The 25,705-nt window shown below is 65.6% G+C and carries 32 protein-coding genes and 1 tRNA gene; 18 read left to right on the top strand and 15 right to left on the bottom strand.

Annotated elements, in window-relative coordinates; all coding sequences use genetic code 11:
* Positions 1–17 precede the first annotated feature (17 nt).
* A complete protein-coding gene (locus tag DT069_RS12415; protein WP_119460615.1) occupies positions 18–530 on the bottom strand; it encodes a winged helix-turn-helix transcriptional regulator in 513 nt (170 codons plus the stop codon).
* A gap of 92 nt (positions 531–622) precedes the next feature.
* Between DT069_RS12415 and DT069_RS12420 the strand changes: the two genes are divergently transcribed.
* The 8 genes from DT069_RS12420 (at position 623) to DT069_RS12455 (ending at position 7,981) form a co-directional block, all read left to right on the top strand.
* Positions 623–1,096 (top strand): SRPBCC family protein, encoded by a 474-nt coding sequence (locus DT069_RS12420; RefSeq protein ID WP_119460616.1) that lies wholly within the window; start codon positions 623–625, stop codon positions 1,094–1,096.
* 40 nt (positions 1,097–1,136) lie between these two features.
* Complete coding sequence (locus DT069_RS12425) at positions 1,137–1,784, top strand: glutathione S-transferase family protein (RefSeq protein ID WP_119460617.1); 648 nt, start codon at positions 1,137–1,139, stop codon at positions 1,782–1,784.
* Between the two features lie 12 nt (positions 1,785–1,796).
* Complete coding sequence (locus DT069_RS12430) at positions 1,797–2,159, top strand: nuclear transport factor 2 family protein (RefSeq protein WP_119460618.1); 363 nt, start codon at positions 1,797–1,799, stop codon at positions 2,157–2,159.
* A gap of 29 nt (positions 2,160–2,188) precedes the next feature.
* Positions 2,189–3,388 (top strand): serine hydrolase domain-containing protein, encoded by a 1,200-nt coding sequence (locus DT069_RS12435; protein ID WP_119460619.1) that lies wholly within the window; start codon positions 2,189–2,191, stop codon positions 3,386–3,388.
* A 161-nt stretch (positions 3,389–3,549) separates the two neighbouring features.
* Positions 3,550–3,969 carry a YciI family protein gene (locus DT069_RS12440; RefSeq protein WP_425450192.1) on the top strand — a complete coding sequence of 140 codons (420 nt, stop codon included), beginning with the start codon at positions 3,550–3,552 and terminating at the stop codon, positions 3,967–3,969.
* Positions 3,970–4,042: 73 nt separating this feature from the next.
* Positions 4,043–5,326: an RNA polymerase sigma factor gene (locus tag DT069_RS12445; RefSeq protein ID WP_119460621.1), complete on the top strand. Its 1,284-nt coding sequence runs from the start codon at positions 4,043–4,045 to the stop codon at positions 5,324–5,326.
* A gap of 308 nt (positions 5,327–5,634) precedes the next feature.
* Positions 5,635–7,116: a SulP family inorganic anion transporter gene (locus tag DT069_RS12450; protein WP_119460622.1), complete on the top strand. Its 1,482-nt coding sequence runs from the start codon at positions 5,635–5,637 to the stop codon at positions 7,114–7,116.
* Positions 7,117–7,129: 13 nt separating this feature from the next.
* Positions 7,130–7,981: a universal stress protein gene (locus DT069_RS12455; RefSeq protein ID WP_119460623.1), complete on the top strand. Its 852-nt coding sequence runs from the start codon at positions 7,130–7,132 to the stop codon at positions 7,979–7,981.
* A gap of 176 nt (positions 7,982–8,157) precedes the next feature.
* Here DT069_RS12455 and DT069_RS12460 read toward each other — a convergent pair whose 3' ends face one another.
* Both DT069_RS12460 and DT069_RS12465 read right to left on the bottom strand, forming a co-directional pair.
* On the bottom strand, positions 8,158–8,637 hold the full coding sequence (locus tag DT069_RS12460) for an anthrone oxygenase family protein (RefSeq protein WP_119460624.1): 480 nt from the start codon (positions 8,635–8,637) through the stop codon (positions 8,158–8,160).
* A gap of 2 nt (positions 8,638–8,639) precedes the next feature.
* Entirely contained in the window at positions 8,640–9,488 is an 849-nt protein-coding gene (locus DT069_RS12465; RefSeq protein WP_425450193.1) for an NAD(P)H-binding protein, read from the bottom strand.
* A 109-nt stretch (positions 9,489–9,597) separates the two neighbouring features.
* On the opposite strand from DT069_RS12465, the gene DT069_RS12470 reads away from it, so the two are divergent.
* Positions 9,598–10,278, top strand: coding sequence for a TetR/AcrR family transcriptional regulator (locus DT069_RS12470; protein WP_119460625.1), 681 nt, complete (start codon positions 9,598–9,600; stop codon positions 10,276–10,278).
* Positions 10,279–10,322: 44 nt separating this feature from the next.
* On the opposite strand, the gene DT069_RS12475 is transcribed toward DT069_RS12470, so the two are convergent.
* From DT069_RS12475 to tsaD, 3 genes are all read right to left on the bottom strand, one after another.
* Entirely contained in the window at positions 10,323–11,213 is an 891-nt protein-coding gene (locus tag DT069_RS12475) for a pirin family protein (protein ID WP_119460626.1), read from the bottom strand.
* Positions 11,214–11,324: 111 nt separating this feature from the next.
* Positions 11,325–12,353 carry an NAD(P)H-dependent glycerol-3-phosphate dehydrogenase gene (locus tag DT069_RS12480; RefSeq protein WP_119460627.1) on the bottom strand — a complete coding sequence of 343 codons (1,029 nt, stop codon included), beginning with the start codon at positions 12,351–12,353 and terminating at the stop codon, positions 11,325–11,327.
* Complete coding sequence (gene tsaD, locus DT069_RS12485; protein WP_119460628.1) at positions 12,350–13,441, bottom strand: tRNA (adenosine(37)-N6)-threonylcarbamoyltransferase complex transferase subunit TsaD; 1,092 nt, start codon at positions 13,439–13,441, stop codon at positions 12,350–12,352. Before tsaD ends, DT069_RS12480 begins: the two co-directional genes overlap by 4 nt.
* Before the next feature lie 108 nt (positions 13,442–13,549).
* Between tsaD and hemC the strand changes: the two genes are divergently transcribed.
* From hemC to DT069_RS12505, 4 genes are all read left to right on the top strand, one after another.
* The gene (hemC, locus tag DT069_RS12490; RefSeq protein ID WP_119460629.1) at positions 13,550–14,509 is read left to right on the top strand and encodes a hydroxymethylbilane synthase; all 960 of its coding nucleotides are present in this window, start codon (positions 13,550–13,552) and stop codon (positions 14,507–14,509) included.
* 4 nt (positions 14,510–14,513) lie between these two features.
* Complete coding sequence (locus DT069_RS24630; protein WP_162913159.1) at positions 14,514–16,694, top strand: uroporphyrinogen-III synthase; 2,181 nt, start codon at positions 14,514–14,516, stop codon at positions 16,692–16,694.
* Positions 16,691–18,244 carry a heme biosynthesis protein HemY gene (locus tag DT069_RS12500; RefSeq protein ID WP_119460630.1) on the top strand — a complete coding sequence of 518 codons (1,554 nt, stop codon included), beginning with the start codon at positions 16,691–16,693 and terminating at the stop codon, positions 18,242–18,244. Before DT069_RS24630 ends, DT069_RS12500 begins: the two co-directional genes overlap by 4 nt.
* A 71-nt stretch (positions 18,245–18,315) precedes the next feature.
* Positions 18,316–18,390: transfer RNA gene (locus DT069_RS12505), tRNA-Thr, on the top strand.
* A gap of 121 nt (positions 18,391–18,511) precedes the next feature.
* On the opposite strand, the gene DT069_RS12510 is transcribed toward DT069_RS12505, so the two are convergent.
* Positions 18,512–18,814, bottom strand: a complete 303-nt coding sequence (locus tag DT069_RS12510) for a hypothetical protein (protein WP_119460631.1) — start codon at positions 18,812–18,814, stop codon at positions 18,512–18,514.
* Positions 18,815–18,817: 3 nt separating this feature from the next.
* Positions 18,818–19,090, bottom strand: a complete 273-nt coding sequence (locus DT069_RS12515; protein ID WP_119460632.1) for a hypothetical protein — start codon at positions 19,088–19,090, stop codon at positions 18,818–18,820.
* Between the two features lie 51 nt (positions 19,091–19,141).
* On the opposite strand from DT069_RS12515, the gene DT069_RS12520 reads away from it, so the two are divergent.
* Both DT069_RS12520 and DT069_RS12525 read left to right on the top strand, forming a co-directional pair.
* The gene (locus DT069_RS12520; protein WP_119460633.1) at positions 19,142–19,408 is read left to right on the top strand and encodes a hypothetical protein; all 267 of its coding nucleotides are present in this window, start codon (positions 19,142–19,144) and stop codon (positions 19,406–19,408) included.
* The gene (locus DT069_RS12525; protein WP_162913160.1) at positions 19,405–19,608 is read left to right on the top strand and encodes a hypothetical protein; all 204 of its coding nucleotides are present in this window, start codon (positions 19,405–19,407) and stop codon (positions 19,606–19,608) included. Before DT069_RS12520 ends, DT069_RS12525 begins: the two co-directional genes overlap by 4 nt.
* Here the strand turns inward: DT069_RS12525 and DT069_RS12530 are convergent.
* Positions 19,605–19,940: a hypothetical protein gene (locus DT069_RS12530; protein WP_162913161.1), complete on the bottom strand. Its 336-nt coding sequence runs from the start codon at positions 19,938–19,940 to the stop codon at positions 19,605–19,607. The genes DT069_RS12525 and DT069_RS12530 overlap by 4 nt on opposite strands.
* 105 nt (positions 19,941–20,045) lie before the next feature.
* Between DT069_RS12530 and DT069_RS12535 the strand changes: the two genes are divergently transcribed.
* From DT069_RS12535 to DT069_RS24635, 3 genes are read left to right on the top strand one after another with little or no spacing between them, the layout of a single operon-like run.
* Entirely contained in the window at positions 20,046–20,780 is a 735-nt protein-coding gene (locus DT069_RS12535; protein ID WP_425450194.1) for an SOS response-associated peptidase, read from the top strand.
* A 7-nt stretch (positions 20,781–20,787) separates the two neighbouring features.
* Positions 20,788–21,201 carry a thermonuclease family protein gene (locus tag DT069_RS12540; RefSeq protein ID WP_162913162.1) on the top strand — a complete coding sequence of 138 codons (414 nt, stop codon included), beginning with the start codon at positions 20,788–20,790 and terminating at the stop codon, positions 21,199–21,201.
* 59 nt (positions 21,202–21,260) lie between these two features.
* Positions 21,261–21,737 (top strand): hypothetical protein, encoded by a 477-nt coding sequence (locus tag DT069_RS24635; protein ID WP_162913163.1) that lies wholly within the window; start codon positions 21,261–21,263, stop codon positions 21,735–21,737.
* 52 nt (positions 21,738–21,789) lie between these two features.
* On the opposite strand, the gene DT069_RS12545 is transcribed toward DT069_RS24635, so the two are convergent.
* The 6 genes from DT069_RS12545 to DT069_RS12570 all read right to left on the bottom strand — a co-directional run bounded on the left by DT069_RS12545 (position 21,790) and on the right by DT069_RS12570 (position 25,698).
* A complete protein-coding gene (locus DT069_RS12545) occupies positions 21,790–22,257 on the bottom strand; it encodes a hypothetical protein (RefSeq protein ID WP_119460637.1) in 468 nt (155 codons plus the stop codon).
* Complete coding sequence (locus DT069_RS12550; protein ID WP_162913164.1) at positions 22,254–22,997, bottom strand: hypothetical protein; 744 nt, start codon at positions 22,995–22,997, stop codon at positions 22,254–22,256. Before DT069_RS12550 ends, DT069_RS12545 begins: the two co-directional genes overlap by 4 nt.
* 562 nt (positions 22,998–23,559) lie before the next feature.
* Entirely contained in the window at positions 23,560–23,841 is a 282-nt protein-coding gene (locus DT069_RS12555) for a hypothetical protein (protein WP_162913165.1), read from the bottom strand.
* 3 nt (positions 23,842–23,844) lie between these two features.
* Complete coding sequence (locus DT069_RS12560) at positions 23,845–24,414, bottom strand: hypothetical protein (protein ID WP_119460640.1); 570 nt, start codon at positions 24,412–24,414, stop codon at positions 23,845–23,847.
* A gap of 130 nt (positions 24,415–24,544) precedes the next feature.
* Positions 24,545–25,222, bottom strand: coding sequence for a hypothetical protein (locus tag DT069_RS12565; RefSeq protein WP_119460641.1), 678 nt, complete (start codon positions 25,220–25,222; stop codon positions 24,545–24,547).
* Complete coding sequence (locus DT069_RS12570) at positions 25,219–25,698, bottom strand: hypothetical protein (RefSeq protein ID WP_119460642.1); 480 nt, start codon at positions 25,696–25,698, stop codon at positions 25,219–25,221. Before DT069_RS12570 ends, DT069_RS12565 begins: the two co-directional genes overlap by 4 nt.
* Positions 25,699–25,705: the final 7 nt, after the last annotated feature.

Below are 25,705 nucleotides of genomic sequence, written 5' to 3' on the forward strand. Positions count from 1 at the left end.
TCCAGCGGTGCGGCGGGTCATCTCTTCTTGCGTTTGGCGACAACCGCTTCGTATGCGGCCTGCAGCCTGGCGGCGACGGAAGCTCCGGATTTCGATCGGCGATCCTTCGGTATGCCCAGATGCGCCTCGCGCAACTCGGACATGAACTCGTCCCACAAGGCAGGCCCGCCATCCTCCAGCAATTGGGCGCGTATACCAAGCTCCTGGGTCACCGGAAGGTATTTACGTCCCCAGACCGCCATCTGGGCAAGGATCGGCAGTAGCTCGATACCCTGTTCCGTGAGGCTATAGACCGCCTTCTGCTTATGGCTCGGGTCGTCGGCCTTGGTGATGATCCCCTGCTCGACCAGCGTCCGAAGCCGGTCTGCCAGGATGTTGGAGGAGATTCCTTCCTCCGACTTCAGCAGCAGTTCCCGAAAATGCCGCCTGCCGCCGAAGATCATGTCTCGAATGATCAGCAGGCTCCATTTGTCGCCAACCACTTCCAGCGTGAGATTGATCGGGCAACCCGACCGGTGTTCGTTGCTCATCCGCCACCTCGAGAAAACCGGTTGCAGAATCGCACCAGTGATCCTAGAATGCAACTGGTTGTACAATGCAATCAGTTGGGAGGGAGAACGCCATGGACGAACGATCCGTAACGCACGCCACCTTCGTCATCGAACGCCCCTATGACGCGTCGCCGGCGCGGGTATTCGCCGCGTTCGCAGATCCGGTGGTCAAGCGGCGCTGGTTTGTGGAGGGCGAAGGCTGGAAAGTCGACGAGTTCGAGGTCGATTTCCGGGTCGGCGGGTATGAGCGGAGCCGTTTCCGCTATAAGGAAGGGCCGGTCATTCGCAACGATACGGTCTACCAGGACATCGTGCCGGACCGGCGCGTCATCATCGCCTACAGCATGACGATCGGCGACACCAGGATCTCCGCCTCGCTGGCGACGGTAGAGTTCAAGCTCGAAGGGTCTGGGACACGGCTTGTCTATACCGAGCAGGGCGCATTCCTGGACGGTGCCGACAAGCCGGCCGATCGCGAGGCGGGTTGCCGCATGCTGCTTGAGGCGCTAGATGCGGAGCTTAAACGCGTCCCTGCGAGCGCCTGAAACGCTCAACCGATCGATCCGGAAACGAAAGGCCCCCCGCATGTCTCTCACGCTCTATTTCCATCCGCTTTCGTCCTTCTGCCAGAAGGTGCTCGTCGCCTTGTATGAAAACGGCACGCCTTTCGAGCCGCAGATCGTCGATCTCGGCGACGAGACCTCCCGCGCGGACTTCAAGAAGATCTGGCCCATCGGCAAATTCCCCGTACTGCGTGACGAGGCGAAGGATCAGACAATTCCCGAATCGGGCATCATCATCGAGTACTTGGCACAGCATTATCCGGGCAGGACGCAGTTCCTTCCCGCGGATGCGGACCTCGCCTGGCAGACACGCCTGCGCGACCGCTTCTATGACCTGTATGTGAACGTGCCGATGCAGAAAGTCGTCACCGACAGGCTGCGTCCGGCGGGAAAGAATGATCCGCACGGCGTGGAGGAAGCGAAGACGCTGCTGCAGACCGCCTATGGTCTGATCGAGCAGGAAATGGGAACGAGAACCTGGGCGATCGGCGAGGAATTCACTATGGCCGACTGTGCTGCGGCGCCGGCGCTGTTCTACGCCAACATGGTGATGCCCCTCGGCGACACGCACCGGAACGCGGCGGCCTATCTGGGCCGCCTGATGGAACGCCCGTCCTTCGCCCAGACACTTGAGGAAGCGAAACCTTACCTCGCGCTCATGCCGAAATAGGAAGATTTCAACATGCCTGCCCGAAGCAAGGCGGACAGCGTCCGCAGCCTTTTCGCCGCCTACAAATCGAAGGAGCGGGAGATCGTCGAAGAGCTGCTGACCGACGACTTCACCTTTACCAGCCCCTATGACGACGCGATCGACAAGGCCGCCTATTTCGAAACATGCTGGCCGAACAGCGACCGCATCCAGACGCACATCCTCGAGAGAATCTGCGAGGACGGCGCCGGCGTCTTCGTGCTCTACAAGTGTCTTCTCAATGACGGAAAGGAATTCCGCAACACGGAGCTTTTCACCTTCGACGGAGACAGGATCAGGAAGATCGAGGTCTATTTCGGCGCCGCTTACAAAGACGGCGCCTTCGTCAGGCAATAATGAGAAGACGGCTGCGGAGGGAGGGTCACATGTCACCGGGCGGTCTCTCCAGGGCGCGGCTCGGCCGCATGAAGGATGTCATGGCCGGCCATGTCGAGTGCGGCGGCGTATCCGGTCTCGTCACGCTGGTCAGCCGGCGGGGCGAAACGCATGTCGATGCGATCGGCAGAAAGGCGGTCGGCGGCGATCCGATGCGGCGCGACACGATCTTCCGCATCGCCTCGATGACCAAGCCGGTTGCGGCCGTGGCGGCGATGATCCTGGTGGAGGAATGCAGGCTGCGGCTGGACGAGCCGGTGGATCGGCTGCTGCCCGAGCTCACCGATCGCCGGGTTCTGAAGCGGCTCGACGGGCCGCTCGACGAAACCGAGCCGGCGAACCGGGCGATCACCCTGCGCGACCTGCTGACCCTGCGCATGGGCTTCGGTCACATCATGAAGCCGGGCGCTTACCCGATCCAGAAGGCCGCCGGCGATCGGCACATCCTCTCGGGTCCGCCGAAGCCGCAAACCCGGCCCGACCCGGACGAGTGGATCCGCCGCGTCGGAGCGCTGCCGCTGATGCATCAGCCCGGCGAGGCATGGATGTACGACCTGGGCCTGGACGTGCTGGGCGTGCTGATCGCGCGCGCCGCGGATCAGCCGCTGGAGACATTCTTCCGCGAACGCATCTTCGAGCCGCTCGGTATGAAGGACACCGGCTTCAGCCTGCCGGCCGAAAAGCTCGACCGGCTGGCGACCTGCTATCAGACCGACCCGGAAACCGGGATGCTCGAGATCTATGACGGTATCGATGACAGCCAATGGAGCCGCCCGCCCGCATTCCCGTCCGCCGCCGGCGGGCTGGTCTCGACCATCGACGACTATCTCGCTTTCGGCCGGATGATGCTGAATAACGGCAAGCACGGGCGCGAGCAGATTTTATCGCGGCCTTCGGTCGAGCTCATGACGACCGATCAGTTGACGGCCGAGCAGAAGGCGTGCGCCCGCATCTTCCTCGGCGACAACCGCGGCTGGGGATTCGGCCTCTCCATCGTCACCTGGCGCAACGACCTGTCGGCTGTTCCCGGACGCTTCGGCTGGGACGGCGGCCTGGGTACGTCCTGGGCGTCGGACCCGAAGGAGGATATGGTCGCAATCCTGCTGACCCAAAGCGCCTGGACCTCTCCCAGCCCTCCAGGCATCTATCACGATTTCTGGACCTCGGCCTATCAGGCGATCGACGACTGATTCGGGCGGTTCGCGGCCCCGCCGAAAAAAGATCGTCCGGCCTGTCGATTTCGCGGAGCCTCGTTCGACGTGACAGGAGAGCCAGGGCTCATATCCGGTCGAGACCGTCCGGATGCTCGGCTCCGAGCCCGAAACCGAAAGGAGTTCCGACGATGCGATTCATGATGCTGATGATCCCCAAGGGGTACGAGACGGCAGAACCGGGCACCATGCCGGATGCCAAAGCCGTTGCCGCGATGATGAAGTACAACGAATCCCTTCAGAAGGCGGGCGTGCTGCTCGCGCTGGATGGCCTCCACCCGCCTTCGATGGGCGCGCGCGTCTCGTTCTCCGGAGGCAAGCCCAAGGTGACCGACGGGCCCTTCGCCGAGGCGAAGGAAGTCCTCGGCGGCTACTGGATGATTCAGGTGAAGTCGAAGGAAGAGGCGATCGAATGGGCGTCACGCTGCCCCGCTTCGGATAACGAAATGATCGAGATTCGCCAGGTGTGTGAATTCTCCGAGTTCCCGGCCGACGTCCAGGAGGCCGCGAGCAAGTTTCCCGAGATGCAGGCGCAGGCCGGGCAGCGCAAGGGGTCGTGACCAAGGGGGTGTGACGCCGTCGCGACGCGCCTCGGCTTGCACCGACGAGGTGATGATGGTGTGATCGGTAGCCGTGGCGGCTACCGATACCCATCGCACCATCGACGCGGTCTGGCGGATCGAGTCGGCGAAGCTCATCGCCGGTCTCGCGCGGATCGTGCGCGACGTCGGTCTTGCCGAGGAACTCGCGCAGGATGCTCTCGTCGCCGCCCTCAAGCAGTGGCCGGAGGCGGGCATCCCGCGCAACCCGGGCGCCTGGCTCATGGCCACCGCGAAGCATCGTGCGATAGACCGCCTGCGCCGGAACAAGCGGCTCGCGCGCAAGCTAGAGGAGCTTGGTCACGAACTCGATATCGAGGGAGCGGGGGCGGCGCCGGATCTCGATGCGGCCCTCGACGACGATGTCGGCGACGACCTCCTGCGCCTCATCTTCACGGCCTGTCATCCGGTCCTCTCTTCCGAGGCGCGCGTCGCACTCACGCTCCGCCTGCTCGGCGGTCTGACGACGGCGGAGATCGCGCGGGCGTTCCTCGTCTCCGAGCCAACCGTCGAACAGCGCATCATCAGGGCCAAGCGGATGCTGGCCGAGGCACGCATCCCCTTCGAGGTTCCGCGCGGGGAAGAACGCGCCGCTCGCCTGTCGTCAGTGCTCGAGGTCCTCTACCTCATCTTCAACGAGGGCTACGCGGCGACCAGCGGGGACGACTGGATGCGGCCCCAGCTCTGCGAGGAAGCGCTCCGTCTCGGCCGTATCCTGGCCGGGCTCGCCCCGAAGGAGCCGGAGGTCCACGGCCTCGTCGCGCTCATGGAAATCCAGGCGTCGCGCTTCGGCGCGCGAACCGGGCCGTCGGGAGAGCCCGTGCTTCTGCTCGACCAGAACCGCGCACGCTGGGATGAGCTCCTCATCCGCCGCGGCCTCGCCGCGCTCCAGCGTGCCGAGGCGCAGGCCAGAGGACTTGGGCAGCCGCTCGGCCCCTACACATTGCAGGCCGCGATCGCCGCTTGTCACGCACGGGCGCGTACGGCCGAGGAGACGGAGTGGCCGCACATCGCGGCGCTCTACGAGGTTCTCGCCCAACTCACGCCATCACCCGTCGTGGAGCTCAATCGTGCGGTCGCGCTGGCGATGGCGTTCGGTCCGGCAGTGGGCCTCGAGCTCGCCGATGCGCTGGCCTCCGAGCCCTTGCTCGAGAACTACCATCTCTTGCCCAGCGTGCGCGGCGATTTCCTCGCAAAGCTCGGCCGCTTCGACGAGGCCCGTGCGGCGTTCGAGCGCGCGGCAGCGCTCACACGCAATGCCCGCGAGCGCGCGCTGCTCCTCGATCGCGCCGCCGCGTGCGGATCGGCGGCGGTGTAGCTGCGGTGACGAATGCGACGAGTGAGGGTTGCGAGCGTGGACTCCGAAAGGGGCTTGCCATCCTGAATCGACTCCGACATAAAGGGATTGCTGCACTGCAGCAAAATCAATTCGAGGAAGGCCGGCCCCGAACCGATGTGAAGCATCTCGCCAAAAACGTCTGACGTTTCGTGCCGGCGCTCCTGCGTCTCCGGCACGGCGATTTGCCGGAGCTTCGTGCTCCTCCCGCCTTCTGAGTCTCTTCATTTCCTTTCAGCCTTCCCGGAGGCGCGCATACCCGCGCGACCCGGACCGGAGTTCCTGCCTTCATGACGCTTTCCAGAATTCGCGACGAATGGTTCGGCAACATCCGCGGCGACCTGCTCGCAGGACTGGTCGTGGCGCTCGCCCTCATCCCCGAAGCGATCGCCTTCTCGATCATCGCGGGGGTCGATCCCAAGGTCGGCCTTTATGCCTCGTTCTCGATCGCCGTGATCATCGCCTTCGCCGGCGGGCGTCCCGGAATGATCTCCGCCGCGACGGCCGCGACGGCAGTCCTGATGATCACGCTGGTCAAGGACCACGGGCTGCAATATTTGCTGGTCGCCACGGTCCTGGCGGGCATCCTTCAGGTCATCGCGGGGCTTTTTCGCCTGGGCGACGTCATGCGTTTCGTCTCGCGCTCGGTGATCACGGGGTTCGTCAATGCGCTCGCCATCCTGATCTTCATGGCGCAGATCCCCGAACTCGTCGGGGTGCCGTGGCTTACCTATGTGATGGTGGTCGGCGGGCTCGCGATCATTTATCTTTTTCCTCATCTGACCAAGGCGGTTCCCTCGCCGCTGGTCTGCATCATCGTGCTGACGGCGGTGTCGATCTATTTCGGACTCGATCTGAGGAGGGTCGGCGACATGGGTGAGCTGCCGTCCACGCTGCCGGTCTTCCTGTTGCCGGACGTTCCGCTCAACTTCGAAACCTTGATGATCGTGTTTCCCTATTCGGCGGCCGTCGCGGTCGTCGGCCTGCTCGAATCTCTGATGACCGCATCGATCGTGGACGAGCTGACCGATACGCCGAGCGACAAGAACCGCGAATGCATGGGCCAAGGCGTGGCGAATGTCGCAACGGGCTTCCTGGGCGGCATGGCCGGCTGCGCCATGATCGGTCAATCGGTCATCAACATCAAATCCGGCGGCCGCGGCAGGCTTTCGACTTTCGCTGCCGGCGCGTTCCTGCTTTTCCTGATCGTCGTTCTCGGGGACTGGGTCAGCGTCATCCCGATGGCGGCCCTCGTGGCGATCATGATCATGGTTTCGATCGGGACCTTCTCTTGGGCTTCCATCAGGAACCTTCGCGATCATCCGAGGCAGTCGAGCACGGTCATGCTGGGTACGGTGGTGGCGGTGGTTGTGACCCACAACCTTGCGATTGGAGTGCTCATTGGTGTTCTCCTATCCGGCCTGTTCTTCGCCTGGAAGGTAGCCCAGATCTTCCGAGTCTCTTCGACATTGTCGGAGGACCAGAAGGAACGATCCTATGTCGTCGAAGGCCAAGTCTTCTTCGCTTCGGCCGAAACCTTCATCAAATCCTTCGACTTCAAGGAGGTGATCGAACGCGTGCGGATCGATGTCGGCCGCTCCCATATCTGGGATTTGACCGGGGTGGCGGCACTGGACACGGTCGTCCTCAAGTTCCGTCGCGAAGGCACGGACGTCAGCCTTATCGGACTGAACGAAGCGAGCGCGACCCTCGTCGACAAGCTCGCCATCCACGACAAGCCCGGCGCATTCGAACGCCTGATGGATCATTAAGGAAGGATGGGGCATGCCCAAGATACTCGCACTGATCGACGGGTCCATATACGCGCAGAGCGTCTGCGGCCTCTGCGCTTGGGCGGCGACGCGGTTAAACCTTCCTGTTGAGATCGCACACGTTCTCGGCCGCCGCAGCATCTCCAGTGGTTTCGACTTGAGCGGCAGCCTGGAATTCGACGCAAGGGCGGAGCTGCTCAAGGAGCTGGCCGACCTCGACGAACAGCATGGAAAGCTCGCCCAGCAAAAAGGCCGCGCCGTGCTTGAGGGCGCAAAGGAACTCGTTATGTCATCCGGCGTTGCGAATGTTTCGACGAAACTCCGCAATGGCGACCTTCTCGAAACGCTCTCCGATCTCGAGGCCGATGCCGAGATCGTCGTCATCGGGAAAAGGGGCGAGGCCGCCGACTTCGCCAAGCTGCATCTCGGCTCCAATCTCGAGCGCGTCGTCCGGTCCTCGAAGAAGCCCGTCCTCGTCGCGGCCCGCGCCTACGAGCCGTTCGACAGCTTCCTGATCGCCTATGACGGCGGGAAGAGCGCCAACCGCGCCGTCGAGTATGTGGCGGACAGTCCGCTCCTGAGGAGAATGAAGTGTCATATCCTGTCCGTGGGAGCAGAAACGCCGGAGAACCACTCACGCGTTCAGGCTCCGGCAATGGTCTTGCAGAAGGCGGGGTTCATGGTGGAGACCATTTTGATCAATGGCGAACCCGAAGAGGTGATCGGTTCGAAAGTGGAGACGGAAAACATCGGTCTGCTGGTGATGGGAGCCTACGGCCATTCGCGCATCCGCAGCCTCGTGATCGGCAGTACGACGACAGCAATGGTGCGCCGTTGCAAGATTCCGGTCTTGATGTTCCGCTGATCCCAGATACGGGTTCTGCCATGGACAAAGAGGCTTGTACGAGACCGGTCGAACTCGACCGGCAGAGCGGCGGCTGCATATCCCGCTAACTGGATTGCGTCCACGAACAACGCTGCTGGCAGATCGCGGATTCGACGCGGACCCCGCCTGAACACGGACTCTCACCATTCGCGCGGCTAACACAGCGCCATGATGAATGATGCCGCCGCCGCGAGTGACGCGGCCGTCCGCGCATGGTTCCAGGCCGTCCAGGCGTCTAGGTACCAGGTCCACAGGCTGGCGCCGTCGGCGCTGTCCGGTTCGACAGCCGCCAGCGCATTGTTCAGCGGCACGTTGAACAGGATCGTCACCAGAATGGTGCCGACGAGATAGAGCAGGCCGCCGGCGAGCAGGTAAATCGCGCCGGGTTCGGTCCAGTTGAAAAGCGAGAAGACCGCGAGGACGGCGCAGGCCGCGGCTGTTCCGAAGAACGCCGCGAAGAACAATGCATTGAGCACGGCGATATTGATGGATTGCATGGCCGCAATGCCTTGCGCCGAGGGCAGGCGGGCGAGGGCGGTCATCACGAAGGCCGAAAAGGCGAAGAACAGCCCGGCCACCAACCCAGAGCCGAGGGCCGAGAGAAAGACCAGGACGAAAAGCAGGTGGTCGACCATCTCTAACCGCCCCAGACGCCGGTGGTGGCGGCCTCTCGCGCATAGTCGGCGAAGTCACGCGGCTCCCGGCCCAGCGCGCGCCGGACGCCGTCTGCCAGGTGGGAGTTGCGGCCGTCCAGGACTTCGGTGAACAGCTCGGTCAGCAACGCCAAAAACTTGGGCGGCGTGTCCTGCTGCGCCAGCATGGACGTGAACCGCTCCCGGGAGATTTGCACATACCGGACATCCCGGCCGCTCGCCTTGGCGATTTCCTCGATCGCCTCCGCGAAGGTGAGCAACCGGGGGCCGGTCAACTCGTAGAGCTGGCCGATGTGCCTGTCCTCCGTCAGCGCTGCGACCGCGACGTCGGCGATGTCGTCGGTGTCGATGAACGGCTCTGTCACGGACCCGACCGGGAGCACGACCTCGCCGCCGAGCACCCCCTCCAGCAGGAAGCTCTCGCTGAAGTTCTGGCAGAACCAGCTCGCTCGCAGAATCGTCCAGTCGGCACCGGATTCCCGCAGCGCCTGCTCGCTGCGCTGGGCTCCTTCCTCGCCCCGGCCGGACAGCAGCACCAGCCGCCGGACTCCGCTCTTCACCGCTAGCTCGGCGAACGAACGGATCGCGGCGGCGGCCTCCGGCATCGCCAAGTCCGGGTAGTAGGTGATGTACGCCGCCCTGACGTTCCGCAGCACGGGCGCCCAGGTGGCCCGATCCTCCCAGTCGAAGGGCGGCTCGCCGGTGCGGGAACCGAGCCGTACCGGCAAGCCGCGCGCCGTGAGCCGCTCGACCACCCGGCGCCCGGTCTTGCCGTTGCCGCCAAGGACCAATGTCGGTTTCTCCCCGCGCACGTTTTCTCCCATATCGATCATGACCGTCTCCTAATATGAGGATATCTCACATTTGCTAATGTGATAAATCCTCATATTTTGTAAGTCAACCAGAACCGCCTGGCAGAATCGTCCCGATGAAGGAGAGTCCATGAACCGACCTGCCGTGCCCGCTCCCGCCGAAGACCTGCCATCCTCGCCGCGCCGCGCACCCGTCCAGCGCCGCAGCCGCGAGCGGGTGGAGCGCATGCTCACCGCCGCAGCCACCCTGATCGCGGAGGGGGGCAGCGATGCCATGCGGATGAGCGACGTGGCTGAAATGGCGGGCGTGTCGATCGGCTCGCTCTACCAGTATTTTCCCGACAAGGGCGCGATCATCCGCACGCTTGCCGAGCGCTACAACGCGCAGGGGCGGGCCTGCATCGCGGCCGCGCTTGCCGATGTGCGCGATATGGACGGCCTGCGCGAAGCTTTCGCCGGGCTCATAGACACCTACTACGCGATGTTCCTGGCTGAGCCCGTGATGCGCGACATCTGGTCGGGTACCCAGGCCGACAAGGCGCTCCGGGACATCGACTTGGCCGACAGCCGGGCAAACGGGGCCGTGCTGGCCGAGGTGCTGGCGCGCCTGCGGCCGAGCGCCGACCCAGCCGCGCTCGCCACCTCCGCCTTTTTGACGATGCAACTCGGCGAGGCGACGGTGCGGCTCGCCATTTCGGTGGACCGCGCCGAGGGCGACGCGCTCATCGCCGCCTTCAAGCGCATGGTACTGAGGGAACTCTGCCCGGATGAGGAAAGGGCCCGGGGTCGCTCCCGGGCCCCAGATTGCTGACGATAGTAGTGTTCGATTAGACCGTCAGAAAACCGCGCCTGCTCTCAGAATCGACCGGCGCGGAAGTCGGTGATGGCCTGGCGGATCTCGTCCTGGCTGTTCATGACGAAGGGGCCGTATCGGGCGACGGGCTCGCCGAGCGGCCGGCCGGCCACCAGGAGCAGGCGCACGGCCGCCGCTTCGGCCCGCAGCTCGACCCGGTCGCCGGTGCCCAGAACGGCGAGCTCGCCGCGGGCGACCTGCCGATCCGCTTCGGGCGGCCCGATCCGCGCAGTGCCGTCATAGACGAAAACGAAGGCCGCGTGATCCTGGGGCAGCGCATGGCTGAAGGCCGCACCCGCCGGCAGCGCGACGTCGAGATAGGTCGGCTCGGTCGCGACTGCGCACACCGGTCCCTCGACCGAACCCACGCGGCCGGCGATCACCTTGACCTGCACGCCGCCGTCGGCCTCCAGGACGGGGATCGACTCCGGGTCGATGTCCTGGTAGCGCGGCGCCGTCATCTTGTCCCGCGCCGGCAGATTGACCCAGAGCTGGAACCCCCACAGCAGGCCGTTCTCCTGCTCCGGCATCTCCGAATGGACGATGCCGCGCCCGGCCGTCATCCATTGCACGCTGCCGGGCCGCAGCAGCCCGACATTGCCCTTGTTGTCGCCATGCCGCATGCGGCCGGCCAGCATGTAGGTGACCGTCTCGAAGCCGCGATGCGGGTGATCGGGAAAGCCGGCGAGATAGTCCGCCGCATCCTCCGAGCGGAACTCGTCGAGCATCAGGAAAGGATCCAGCTCGGGCAGGTCCACCGTGCCGATCACGCGCGTGAGCCGGACGCCGGCGCCGTCGCTCGCCGGCTGTCCGCGCACAAGCTTGACAACCTGCCGGCCGGTCCCGCCAGGCGTCGTCCGAACCCCCTCCGTCTCGCCTTGCACTTGGCCCATGGTCGAAATCCTTTGTGCCGATATCATCAAAGTCGAGAGGTGTGCCTGCTTCGACCGGAAGGGAAGAGAGGCTTTGCGAACGCAGTGTTCGTGGCTATCGAACAATCCGTCCTAATCTGCGCCGCGCTCTGTCGCCTCGGCGCGGAAGGGGCGGGCGAGCAGGCCGGCGATCGTCTCGTTGATATCGGCGCCACGATGCAGGATCGCGTTCACCGCCGCGGCGATTGGCATGTCGACGCCGAGGCGCTCGGCGAGTTGCGTCACCGAGGCCGCGGTGAAGACGCCCTCCGCGACCGAGCGTCGCCCGTCGAGGATATCGGCCAGCGGACGCCCTTCGCCGAGCGCGATGCCGAGCGAAAGATTGCGCGATTGCGGGCCGCTGCAGGTGAGGGTCAGGTCGCCGAGGCCCGACAGTCCCATCAGGGTCGCCTCGCGCGCGCCCTTCGCCAGGCCGAGCCGCACCATCTCCGCTAGGCCGCGGGTGATCAGGGCCGCCCGCGCATTGTCGCCGAGCCGCCGTCCGATCAGGATGCCGCAGGCGATCGCGATCACGTTCTTGACCGCGCCGCCGATCTCGGCGCCGACCGGGTCGTCGGACAGATAGGGGCGGAAATGCGGGGTGCCGATCGCCTCGACCAGCCGGCGGCCGAGCACCGGATCCGCTGCCGCGACGGTGACCGCCGTCGGCAGGTCCCGCGCCACCTCGGCGGCGAAGGTCGGGCCGGACAGCACCGCGACCGGCCGGCCGGGCAGGGTCTCGGCGACCACCTCGCTCATCAGCCGGCCCGTCTCCTGCTCGACGCCCTTGGCGCAGAGGACGATCGGCGTTCCGTCCGGCAGGGACGGGGCCAGCGCGCCAGTGACGGCGCGGAGATGCTGCGCCGGCGGCACCAGGAGCAGCGCGTCGGCCTCGCCCGCCGCAGCGAGGTCCGCCGTCGCCGCGATCCCCGGGTCGAGCGAGACGTCAGGAAGGAACAGCGGGTTCTCGTGATCCTTGTTGATGGCGGCCGCCACCTCGGCCTCATGCGCCCAGAGCAGGACCGCGCGGCCCGCCCGCCGGGTCACGCTCGCCAGCGCCGTACCCCAAGCGCCCGCGCCGATGACGCCTATCGTTCGTATGTCATTGATGTTCGATGTCATGCCTTCACCCCGGCGCCGGTTGCCTTCGGCGCGGCCGGATCGAGCGGCCAGCGCGGCCGCGGCGCAAAGTCGAGATCGTCGCGGCCGCCCTGGCGCAGCCGCTCGAGCCCGGCCCAGGCGATCATCGCCGCATTGTCGGTGCAGAGCCGGAGCGGCGGTGCAACGAGGCGCAGGCCCCCTGCGGCCGCGACCTGCTCCAGCCGCGCCCGTAGCGTCCGGTTGGCGGCAACCCCTCCGGCGACGACGAGCGCCGTTGGCCGCGCCGTGGGGGCCGGTCCGTCCGCATGCACCAGCCGGATCGCGTTCGCCGTCCGGTCGGCGAGACAGTCCGCCACGGCCGTTTGGAAGGCGGCCGCCAGCGCGTCGCGATCGCGGTCGGAGAGCCGGCCGTCCGGCGCGGCGGCGGTGATCGCCGCGACCCGTTGCCGCAGGGCGGTCTTCAGGCCGGAGAAGGAGAAATCGCAGCCTGGCCTACCGACCATCGGCCGCGGGAGGCTGAACCGGTCGCCGTCATGCTCGGTCGCCCGGGCCGCCGCCTGCTCCACGGCCGGCCCGCCGGGATAGCCCAGCCCCACCAGCTTGGCGGCCTTGTCGAACGCCTCACCGGCCGCATCGTCCACCGTGGTGCCGAGCCGCCGATAGCGGCCGACGCCCTCGACCATCAGAAGCTGGCAATGGCCGCCGGAGACCAGCAGGAGGAGATAGGGAAAGGCGAGGTCGTCGGTCAGCCGCACCGTGAGCGCGTGCCCCTCGAGATGATTCACCGCGACGAAAGGCAGGCCGCGCACCGCTGCGATCGCCTTCGCCGTCATCACGCCGACGATGATGCCGCCGATCAGCCCCGGCCCGCCGGTCACCGCGACGCCGTCGATCTGGTCGAAGCCAAGATCCGCCTCGGCCATGGCCCGGCGGATCAGCCCGTCGAGATGATCGAGATGGCTGCGCGCCGCGATCTCCGGCACCACGCCGCCATAGGGCCGATGCTCCGCCAGCTGCGACAGCACCAGGTCGGCGCGCACATGGCGGCGGTCATCGACGAGGGCGACGGCGGTCTCGTCGCAACTGGTTTCGATACCGAGAACGATCATGCGGCGTGAATGTAATGCCTCCGCTCCCCGAGCGCTACGGCGCAGGTGCCGTAACCTTGGCGACGCAGACCGTGGACAGGTCGCGACGGAGGCTCTAAAGGTTGGGGTATGACAACGGAACCGACCCCCCGCGACCGCCCTTTGCGCATCGGCACGCGCGGCAGTCCGCTGGCCCTGGCGCAGGCCCGCGAGGTGCGCGAGCGCCTGATCGCCGCGCATGCGGATCTGGCGGCGCCGGGCGCAGTGGAGATCGTCCCGATCAAGACGACAGGCGACAGAGTCCAGGATCGGCCGCTGTCCCAGGTCGGCGGCAAGGGCGTCTTCACCAAGGAGATCGAGGAGGCGCTGCTCGACGGGCGCATCGATTTCGCCGTCCATTCGATGAAGGACATGCCGACCTTTTTGCCGGACGGGCTCGCGATCACCTGCCTGTTGCCGCGCGAGGATCCCCGCGACGCGCTCTTCGCGCGCGAGGGCGACAGCCTCGCGACGCTGCCGGCCGGGGCCGTGGTCGGCACCGCCTCGCTGCGCCGGCAGGCGCAGGTGCTGGCGCTCCGGCCCGACCTTCGCGTCGTGAATTTCCGCGGCAATGTCGGCTCGCGCCTGAGAAAGCTCGAGGCCGGCGAGGTCGATGCGACGCTGCTCGCGCTCGCCGGCCTGCGCCGCCTGGGACTGGCGCATGAGGCGACGGCCGTGCTGGAGACCGAGGAGATGCTGCCGGCGGTGGCGCAGGGCGCGATCGGCATCGAGACCCGCGCCGACGACGCGGCCGTTCTGGCGCGGCTGACCCCGCTCAACGACCGGGCCACCGCCATCTGCGTCGCCGCGGAACGCGGCTGCCTTGCCGAGCTCGACGGATCCTGCCACACGCCCATCGCCGCGCTCGCCGAGCTCGATCCGGACGGAACCGCCTTGCGGCTGCGGGCGTTGATCGCCTTGCCCGACGGCAGCGTCGTCCATCGCGACGAGCGGCGGGGGACCGCCGACCGGGCAGCGGAGCTTGGCCGGACGGCGGGTGCGGCCCTGAAGGCAAAGGCGGAACCCGCGTTCTTCCAGGCAATGGCGTAACTCCATGGTATTGCGAGCCCTTATCACCCGACCCGAAGCGGATGCGGCGCCGGTCGCCGAAGCCTTGCGCGCGCGCGGCCTCGAGACGACTGTCGAACCCCTGCTGACCATCCGGCCGCTGCCGGACGCGCCCCTCGACCTCGAAGGCGTACAGGCACTCCTTTTCACCAGCGCGAACGGGGTACGCGCCCTGGCGGTGCATTCCACGGCTGGGCATTCCGAGATACCCGATCTGCCGGTCTTCGCCGTCGGCGACGCCACGGCCGAAGCCGCCCGGGCGGTTGGCTTCGAGCGGGTCGAGAGCGCCGCCGGCGATGTGGACGATCTCGCCCGGCTGGTCCGCGATCGGCTCGATCCGGCCGCCGGGCCGCTGCTCCATGTCGCCGGCACCGTCACGGCGGGCGATCTCGCCGGCGATCTCGGCGAGGCGGGCTTCGAGCTGCGCCGCGCCGTGCTCTATGAGGCGGAGCCGGTGGACCGGCTGTCTCCGGCGGTGACGGAGGCGCTTGCCGACGGGGCGTTCGACCTTGTGCTGTTCTTCTCGCCCCGAACCGCGTGCAGCTTCGTCGAGCTGGTGCGCCGCCCTGCGGGAGTAGACACGGATCCGGACTTGGCCGAGCGGCTGGCCGCCGGCTGCGGCAAGGCCGAAGCGCTCTGCCTCAGCGCCGCGGTGGCGGAGGCGGCGGACGACCTGCCCTGGCGTCAGGTTCGCACGGCCGAGCGGCCGGACCTGCCGAGCATGCTGAAGCTGGTAGACGTCGCCATGGCGGCGCCGGCCGAGACGGCGACCGAGGCGGTCGCCCAGGAAGATCGTCGGGAAGAGACCCGGGAGGACATGCCGGCCGCCGAGTCCGAACCGGCGATCTCCGAACGGGCAGATGCGCCGGACCCCGACTCGACTGCGCCGCAGAAGCCGACGGCAGCCGAGCCGTCGCGGTCGGCGAACGGGCCTTGGGCGGGTCCCGGCGGCCCGGCGCCCTTGCCGCAGCGGCGGGGCTCGGCTGTAGCATTGGCAGCGCTCGTGGCGGCGCTCATCGCCGTGGCGGCGGTTCTGACGCAGCCCTGGTGGTCGTCCAGACTCGGCCTGTCGGCACCGCCGCAGGATGTCGCGGGCGCGGAGCGCCTTGCAGAGGCCGAGCAGCGGCTGTCCGCGCTGGACGGCCGGCTCGATCGGATCGACGGCACGCTCGACGGCCTCGGCGCGCAGCTTACCGAACTTGGCGACAGCCTTGCCGCCCTGAGCGAAAAGGGGGAAGCCGCGGTCGAACCGACTCTGCCGCCGGCGGTCGAGGCCCTGCCGGGACGGCTCGACAAGCTGGAGCGGCAGATCGCCGATCTCGCCGCCGCGATGCAGCAGCCGCCTCCGCCGGCACCGCAGACGATCACCGCGCTCGACGATCTGCGGGCGCAGACGGAACAGCTCCGGACCGGCCTGTCCGAGGTGCGCGAGCAGATCGCGGTCGCGCCGCAGCTCCGCGAGCAGATCGCCGCGCAGGAGGCAACGGCCGCCCATCGCGCCGAGACGGCGGCGCTGATGCTGGCCGCCGGCCAGCTGCGCGCGGCCCTCGCCGGCGATCAGCCCTTCGCCGAAGACTTGGCGGCGCTGCGCGAGCTCGCCGGCGACCGGCCGGGCTTCGCCGAGACGATCGAGCCGCTGGCCGCATATGCCGAGACCGGCATCCCGACGCTGCCGGACCTGCAGGCGACGTTCCACGAGACGGCCCGCGCCGTCACGCAGGCCAGCCAGTCGGAAGGGCTGGCGGAGAGCCTGGGCACCGACCCGGACTCGCAGGGCTGGGTCGACAGGACGATCGCGCGCCTGTCCTCGCTGGTGACGGTGCGGCCGGTCGGCGACGCGGTGGAGGGCGAGGGGCCCGCGGCACGGGTCGCCCGGGCCGAGGCGCGGCTGGAGGCCGGCGATCTCGAGGCCGCCGTCGCGGAGCTATCGAACCTGACCGGGGCGCCGGCCGAGGCCGCCGCCGACTGGCTCACGCAGGCGCGGGCGCGGCTCGCCGCCGACGCGGCCGCCGCGAAGCTTCAGACCACCCTGGTCCGAGGCCTGGCGCAGCAGGCCGCGGCGCAGCACGAGACGCAAGGCGATGGTGCCACCATGCCGCCGGAGGCCGTTCCCTCTCCGGAGCCGCCCCCTGAGCCGGCACCCACGACCGGCGGAGGCGCGTCATGACGGTCCGGCGCGCGCTTCTCTATTTCATCAAGCTGGCGATCCTCGTCGCCGCGGCGGTCTGGCTCGCCGAGCGGCCGGGGACCGTGTCGCTCGACTGGCTCGGCTACCGCATCGAAACCTCGGTCGGCCTGCTGCTCGTCGCGATCCTGCTGCTCGCCGTCCTTGCCGCCTTCCTGTTCGAGCTGTGGCGGCTGCTGTGGCGGGCGCCGCGGTGGTTCGGTCGCGCGCGGGCCGAGCGGCGGCGCCACAAGGGCTATCGCGCGCTGACCCAGGGCATGGTGGCGGTGGCGGCCGGCGACGCCGACGAGGCGAAGCGCCAGGCCCGGCGCGCCCACCAATATCTGCAGGAGCCGCCTTTGACCCTGCTGCTGGCGGCACAGGCGGCGCAGCTCAACGGCGACGAGACGGCGGCGCAGCGCTACTTCACCGCGATGCTGGACCGGCCCGGCACCCGCTTCCTGGGGCTGCGCGGGCTGCTCACCCAGGCCCTGCGCAAGGGCGACGAGGACGAGGCCCGGCGCCTCGCCGAGCAGGCGCAGGACGAGCGGCCGGGAACCGGCTGGGCGCTGACCACGCTCCTCGACCTGCAGCGCCGCGCCGGCGACTGGGCCGCGGCCGAGGAGACGCTGCGCGCCGCCACCAAGCACAAGGCGATCGAGCCCGCGGCGGGGCGGCGGATGCGGGCGGTGGTGCTGACCGAACGCGCCCGCGGCGCCCTGGCCCAAGGACCGGCATCGGGACCGGCACAGGCGTCCGACCAGGAGTCAGTCACGGCCGACAAGCCTCAGCCGGTGGCACCCGACGAAGCGATCGCGCTCGCCCGGCAGGCGGTCGATCTCGCGCCCGACCTGGTGCCGGCCCGCGCCCTGCTGGCGATGCTCCTCTCCAAGGTCGGCAAGCGACGCCGGGCGGCGAAGGTGGTCGAGCAGGGCTGGGCCCGGACACCGCACCCGAATCTCGCCGCCGCCTACGCCGCGGTCGAGCCGACGGAGAGCCCGGTCGCCCGCGTCCGCCGGTTCGAGGCGCTGGCCGCGCTCAATCCCGGTCATCGCGAAAGCCATCTGGCGCTGGCGGAAGCGGCGCTCGCGGCCCAGCTCTGGGGTCAGGCGCGCAGCCATCTTGAGAAGGCGATGGAACTCGATTCCGGCGTCGCGCCCTCAGCGCGGGTCTGCCGCCTGATGGCCCGACTGGAGGAGGGCGAGCATGGCGAGGCCGCCGCCCGCCGCTGGCTCGTCGCCGCGGCGGAGGCCGAATCCGACCCGGCCTGGACCTGCCAGACCTGCGGCACGCCGACGGCCGAGTGGCGGGCGCTCTGCCCGCAATGCGGCGCCTTCGACAGCCTGCAATGGCGTGCCGCCCCGCGCCCCGCCACCCTGGTGCTGGAAGCCACCGGCGAGGGGACAGGCGAGTCGACTGGCCGGGCCCTGGTGCCGACCGAAACCGCCGCCGCGGCCAACGGCAATGGCTACGGCCGCAGCGCACCGCCGACCGGCACCGCGCGAACCATCTTGAGCGGCGCGCCCGTTGACGCGGCGCGCCTGGTGAACTAGGTTCCGGCCGCGCCCTATCTCATAGATGTGCGGAGGTGGTCCCTAATGGCCCACCCGCCATCCCGACCGGCGCCGTTGTAGCTCAGGGGTAGAGCAACTGATTCGTAATCAGTAGGTCGGAGGTTCGAATCCTCTCAACGGCACCAGCTCTTTCAATTGCTTAGCGTAAAGCTAAGATTGGCGCTTCAGCCAGTCGCCCGCTATAGGCAACGCCATAGGCATCAAAGCGGCGATCTCTGTTCAAGAAGGAAACCGTCAGAGCGGTAGTCACCCGCCCGCGATCACCTTGAGCAGTTCTTCATACTCGATCGGGGCCCAGGTGATGAATGGTTTGGTCCCCGCCATGTCCTCCGGCGTGATCTCGTGGCAGAGCGCGAACGGGACGCCGACTGGGATCCGCATGGCCCGCGTGTTCGGGCAATAGATCTCCCACTCGAGGAAATCGCCGACGATGTCGCGAATCGCCGCCGGCGGCCCAAGGAAGCCGACGATCGGCGCCTCGCCCGCGACGCTGCGATCCCGGTAGACCTCGAGCCCGTCCGGCCGTGTCTCGGCCCGGTAGATGTCCACGTCTCATCCCTCCAGCGGCAGCGACTTCTGCCGTAGATAATCCTGCAGCTCGTCGAGGAAGACGAACCAGACCAGCACGTTCCGACTGTCGCAGGCCGTGCAGCGCAGCTTGCTGTGGACCCTATGGACGGGAAGGTACGGCCCGACATACCGCTCAACGGTCTCCGGCGGCAAGACGGCCTGATGATCGCAGCGCAGGCACTTCACCGCGAAGCCCAGGCCATCGCGGACCGCGTTAGAAACGTAATGGCCATACCACCGGCGCTCCCTTGCCATGAGAACATTAGGGGAACATAATCCTGTCGAAGTCAATGGCGGCGGCAACCGATGGCCCGGTACTACAACCCCCGAAAACATGAGGCGGAGAAGCGCTTCCCGCACAGGGTCGATATCCTGGTGCCGCCGCGCATCGGCCTGGGAAACCGCCTGAACGAGATGATCGCTTGGTGCCGGACCAACATGGCGGAGGGCTTCTGGGATCACCATGGCCACCGCGACAAGCTGGTGCCCGGAACGGTGCCGAACGACTATGCCCGGTTCTATTTCATGAACGAGGAGGACGCGAAGCTGTTCGCGTGGGTGTGGAGGTCGTGATTTCCGACATCGACATTTGGCGCGCTGCGCAGGCGATGGTGAAACAGTACGGAGCCGATGCGTCTGTGCAAGCCGTTATGCGCGCCGATCAACTGCTCGACGCGGGTGACGTCGAAGGCCAAGCGACCTGGAAGCGGATCTTGCAGGCGATCAGGCAACTACAGGCAGAGAATGCCCCGCCGGGAACGGTGGCGAACTAGTTGCAGAACAGCTGATTGCCGATCTGTTGGCAGCTTGTTCCGTTCGATCCGTAAGTTTGGTTCCCGAATCTCTGCCAGGAGTTACCCTGATTGTCGTACGTGGTGTTCCCGAACTGCTGGTATACCGACCCGTCCGACCCATAGGTTTGGTTGCCGAACTGCTGCCAGGAATTGCCCTGGTTATCGTACGTGGTGTTCCCGAATTGCTGAAAGTTCTGGCCGTTACTGCAATAGGTTTGATTGCCGATGGTCTGGCAGCTGACCTGAGCCGATGCCGGTACGGAGAACGCAAGCAAAGCGGCCACACTTAAGATACAGCGAAATCCCGTCATGATGCCCCCCGGCCGTAAATGAGAACCCGTCGCGTCTACTCTTGCACACTCAACGAGAACCTGTCCTCTGGAATAGATGGTTAACGGTCTCACAGTACGTGGCTGTTGGCTTCGCGCTCACTGCGCTATTCTGTTGCGATGTGCGGTCGCTTCACTCACTTCCTGACCTGGCGGGAGATCGTCGCCCTCTATCGGATCACCGAGCCATCGGCCGAGAACGCGCCGAACCTGCAGCCGCGCTACAACATGGCGCCGACGCAGGAAGCCCCCGTGGTCCGTCACAACCCGGAAACCGGCGGGCGCAGTCTCGATCTGCTGCGCTGGGGCCTTATTCCTCATTGGGCGAAGGACGCGATGATCGGCAACAAGCTGATCAACGCCCGTGCGGAGGGAATCGACACCAAGCCGTCGTTCCGGTCGGCCTTCGCCAAGCGGCGCTGCTTGATACCAACCAGCGGCTTCTATGAGTGGAAGCGCGAAGGGACGAAGAAACAACCCTACGCGATCGCCCTGAAGGGCGGCGAGCCCATGAGCTTCGCCGGCCTCTGGGAAAACTGGAAGACGCCGGAAGGCGAGTGGCTCCGGACATTCACGATCATCACGACCGAGGCGAACGAGTTCCTGGCGCCGATCCACAATCGGATGCCGGTGATCCTGCATCCGACGGCGCACACGCTCTGGCTCGGCGAGACGCCGGCCAAGCCGGAGACGCTGAAAGAACTGCTCAAGCCCTATCCGGCGGACCAGGTGGAAGCCTGGCCCGTCTCGACGCGCGTGAACAACGTGCGCAATGAGCAGGCGGATCTCTGGGACCGGCTGGAACCGCGGAACTCGGCTTGAGCACGCTGTGATCCGCCTCGCCCTCCTGTTCTGCCTCCTCGCCGGCCCAGCGCTGGCCCAGAGCCTGACGGTCCCGGCCGAGGTCACGCGCATCGTGGACGCGGACACGCTGGACGTGCTGGCGACGCCCTGGCCCGGCATGACGATCGCAGCCCGCGTCAGGCTGCTGGACGTGAACGCGCCGGAAACCTATCGGCCGCAATGCGAAGCCGAGCGCGACCTAGCCCGGCTGGCGACGGCCTTTGTGCGATCGAGAATCGGCGATAGGGTGTGGCTCGCCGACGTGCAGCCGGAGCGCGACAGCTTCGGCCGGGTGCTGGCGCGGGTCGTGACGTCGGAGGGAGATTTGGGAAATGCACTGCTGAACGCAGGACTCGCGCGGCCAGAACGGCGCGGCTATGAGGAGGGGTGGTGCGACTGAGCCCGAAGCAGATGGATTGCGCTAGCTGTGCGCTTAGGCCCTAAGGTGGGACCCCAACGATGTCAGACTGGCAAGCAATCACTGGTGTATCAACAGCTATCACCGCAGTCGCCGCAAGTGTCGCTGCCTTATTCGCTGGATTTAGTTTGTGGCTCGCAGTACGGAATCCGAAGCCATTAATCGAGGCTCGCGCCTACGGAAAAGGCCGCGACCTAACGGAAGTAGAGCTCACGATTGAGAATAGGGCTGCCCACTTTCTGAAACTCGCCAAGGTTGCTGTGGAAGCACGCAATGATGTGGGCATTGCTCGACGCGAGTCTTCGCACCGTCTGGAAGGGATTGTCGCCGCCATGAGGGCGCGACGAAACACGGTGGAGGCGGAGATCAATCGTGAGCTGCCGCCGCGCGAGCGCAGCCGCGAATTTATCTACTTGGTCGCTGAGTCAAAGGGGCAGGTACGCCTAGCCATTTACACGGTACGTCTAACAAACCCGGGTCGTTTGAAGAAGTCGACCGTAACTGTAGACCTGATATAGGCACTTTCTAGGGGTGCAGGATTCCCTTCCGTAAATTTGTTGGACCAGAATCTCAAGGCGCAACCAGAGCTCGCTGCACAAGTGGTTTTAGCTCCGAAGAATATTGCTTGAGCACTCTGTCGACAGCCTCGAAACTTCGCGATCTTATTCTTGGATTCTTCTCCTTATAGTGGTTCATGCCTTTCTCTACTATATCAATCACAAGATCATAGTTGGTAGTAAGTGCGTTTATTTGCGGAAGTTCATCTAAAGCAATTTCAACTTTATATAACCGTTCACTAAATTTTCCAAGCAGAAGAGAAACAGCCCCGTCCGTGGGCCTTTCGACTGTCGGTTCGTCATCGCCAAGGTAGTCAAAGACTAGGCGCATAATCCGCTTTTCCTTGTCAAAGTCGGCATAAGTGCTTTGGGGTACATCGAACAAAGACAGCATCACCTTGACCGTGACATTATGATCAGTCTCGGTTACAGCCCGATTAACATCTTTCTGCTTTATATTTATCCGATTTCCCGTATTCATTTTGCTTTCTCCAACATCTGCCCGATAAATTTTATCGTCAGTGTAAAGTTGGCGACTAGATCGGATGTAACGCCCTGCTCGTCACGGCTGTCGAGCACCAAGATACCCCATGCTTTATTGTCGACCTCAATAGGTATCGCGCCAATTGAACGCGGTAGTGGGCGGCTGCGTTCCAGATAGTCCTTTATGATCGGCTCCGGGCAGTATGTTCCTTCTGCATATTGTTTTATCTTTCTCCTGCTCGATTGAGCCGATATCGCTGGAAGCTTATCTACGACGATCACGCAATTGCTCGCCCAGGCCCGCCCGGCAACGCCTTCCGCTTCGCCCCCATTGTCGGGGACCAGAAAAACCGCTCGAGTGTTTTGCGAGGTCCTCCCAGAACGCAACATAGGCACCAGCCAACCGCTCCAGGGGTATCGCCCTCTGCGCCAAGGCCACCGCCCATTGGTCATCGGAGTTCTCAGGCACCAATACCACTTCTTGTACTTGAACAAGGTAACGCGGTGGTGATCCTTGATATGGTGCTGGAAGCCGGGATATGCGACAGCTTGAAACTCGTCCAGCAGAGCTTGGAGCTTGTCCCATATCCATGGATCTCCCTGCCGCCGGAGAAACCATCCAATTATCGCGGCCGTTCCAAGCGCTGCCCAAATCAGAAGCGAGTACTTCTGCAGCCATGCTATTGACGTAGCAAATGCCGCAGGCCACTTCTCGTATGTGCTCGATTCTACGCTCATTATGGCGCCAAAGCCAATGACGCAGGAGCCACTTATGAGGTCCAGAGTGTTACCAACCCAATAAGTGAAGCGTTGCCATCTGTTCCTTTGAATCATTCTCGGTGCCGCCGAACCCAAGTTGTGGTGCTAGGTAACACAAAGGGGTAAGCGGCGCTCGCATCGGCCAGAACCGTTCGGTAGTAAGCCCCCCCGGACAGCTATCCAGAGTACAAAAGCTTAAGGTAAATGTCACTTCTCGCATTAGTAACAGAGGTCCCCTTACAGTGCTGGTGGGTTTGCGATATTATATAGCTATTTTTCGGTAGCCAGCCTGAACTCCGCCACACAGCTTGCCCCCGCTGGCAGTCTCGCTACCAAACAGCGTGTCATACCGCCAAGCGGTCGGCCGCCGCGCCCCGTGAGTCGCGCGTCCTGTATTCGTCCATTGGAGAAACACGGAGCACGCCAGCCCTCGAGCGCAGGCAGCGGCATAGAAACACCCGATGCAGGGCGCCGGCTCGCCAAGGTCGGGCAGCTTCTTTTTCGGCCGCTGCTTGGCGTTTATCTCAGCCACATTCATTGATCAGTCAAACGGGTCAGGGCTCGCTGGGCGCTGCGCTAGCCATCCCACCGAGTCCGCCAGGATGAGCTTGCCCAGCAAGGCGCCGCTCAGCCGGCGGGTGGCAGCCAGGCGGACGTCGAACGGCGCTTCCGGATCCTCGGATACCATGGCGAGCGCAATTCCCAGGTCGCGCCCGTCCACCTCGACCATGGCGGCGTTCACCCGCGCAACAAGCTCTTTTGTTGTTGCCGTGATGCTACCCCTCGGCCGGCCGGCTCCGGGGCGGGTGCCTCCGCGTGACATGGATTAGCCCTCCTTTCGTTCAGTCTGCTCCGGCGCCGGCAGCAGCGCCGCCCAACCGTTGACCAACTTGTCCGGGAAAGCGGTCGACTGGAATCCGTGATCGCGCAAGTGATAGCCGACGACCGCGGGCAGAGAGCCCCATGCATCGAACATCTGGTCCCGCAACAGCTTCGATTCCGCCAAGCCGAGAACGTCGTTTCGGATCCCGGTCGCCTCCTCGAGCGTGCTGACAACCTGCTGAACCTGAGCGTCCAGCCTCTTCGCGACTCCCTGCAGTTGCGCCAAGCCGGCGTTCACCCGCCGTCGGCGCTCCCCGATCTCCAGGTTCGCTAGTTCGACGTCCCGCTCGGTCTGCTTGTCGATCGCCCCCTGACGGGCAGCCTGAACGTCCGCAAGCCGCGCCTGTGCGGCCGCCAGATCCTTGCGGTGCTTTGCCAACGCGGCCTTAGCCTTGCTGGCGGATTCCCCCTCTTCTGTCTCGGCCGGTAGCGCCACAGTTCGGATAAGGCCCTCGATGATGCTGATCTGGTGTCGGATTGAGTCTTCGCGTTCGCTCAGAAGGTCGAGGGTCATGGTCCAATCCTTTTCGATTATGGCGGACACGGCCGCCCGGGTTGTTTTAATGAGGGTCGCGGGCGCAGCTGTTGTGGCGCGTGTTGCTCGCCTGACTGTTTCGAGGATGCCCGCCATGGCTCTGCGCCCTCTATTTCCGGCCGGCGTAGCGGGTGGCCTGTCGCTCGGCGTGGTTGATGATCTGTGCGACGACCGACGCGGCGTTGCCGGCGCCGCTGTCCTCCAAATAGTCGATAAATTCCGGGTGCTTCTTTCCGACCTGGCGCACGAAATCTCTGGCCAGATCGAGCTTTTCATTGAGCTTCGCGCCGTACATTTTCTCGAGAAGGACGTTCTGCTTCTGCGCCCAGATTTTCCGCGTCGGCTCATTCATCGTCTGCCAAAGGTCGTCGACCTTGGCGGCCTCGGAGGCGATATGATTCCCGATCGCCTTGGGCAGCTCGGCGGTTGCGAGCCAGGAGCGGACGGTCGTATCCACCTGCATGAGCTGTTCGTTGGTGAGGGTTTCACCCAGGCTCGATGCGATGCTGCTGAAATTCGGAGTTTCGAACTCGGCTGCCTGCGCGATCGGGAAAAACTTGTCCACCTCGGCGGCTTCCACGCTCATGGCCTCGGCCGACTTGGCGGGGTCGGGCTCGGCGAAACCCGGAGGTGCGGCTGGCGTCTGCTTCTGCTGCGCCAGTTGGTCCGGGTGCGTCCCGGCATCGCGCAGCCAGCCGTCCATCATCTGAACCTGCTCGGGGGTGAAGCCGCTTCCTCCGCCGGATGCGGCGTCGGGCCCGGGAGCGCCGGAAGGTGCGTCGGTCATGGTGTCGAAGTCCTTTCACGAATGGTCACGGGTAGGTCGGCGAGTTGGGCGGGGCGAAGGTGCTCCCGATCGGCCGTTACAGTTTGGGGCGGGAGGTAAATGTCGACGCTCGCTGCGGAGAACTCGACGATCTGGCCAAGCTTGCCGCTGTCCGGAAACCGCACCCGCGTTCCAAGCTCGATCAGGCCGCCACGGTTAGCGGCGAAGGGTTCGCCGATCAGTTCCCCGTTCTCGTCGAGCCAACGGACATAAAAGCCGGTGAAATCCTTCACCCGGCCGACCCGCTCGCCGTCAGGCCCTCGCACGACAACCCACACGCCGGGGCGGACCTGGCCTAGATCGTCCACTAGGGGCGGCAGCGAGGCCGGGCTAGGCAGGGTGTGCCGTTGGCGGCGTAGCAGCCGGTTCAGCCAGCCGCGACGTTTGGGCTTCTTCGACTTAGGCGACAGGCGATCGACGTGGAGACTTCCGGCCATTCTGTGC

This window comes from Virgifigura deserti, from assembly GCA_003576685.1.
GTDB classification, from domain to species: domain Bacteria; phylum Pseudomonadota; class Alphaproteobacteria; order Dongiales; family Dongiaceae; genus Virgifigura; species Virgifigura deserti.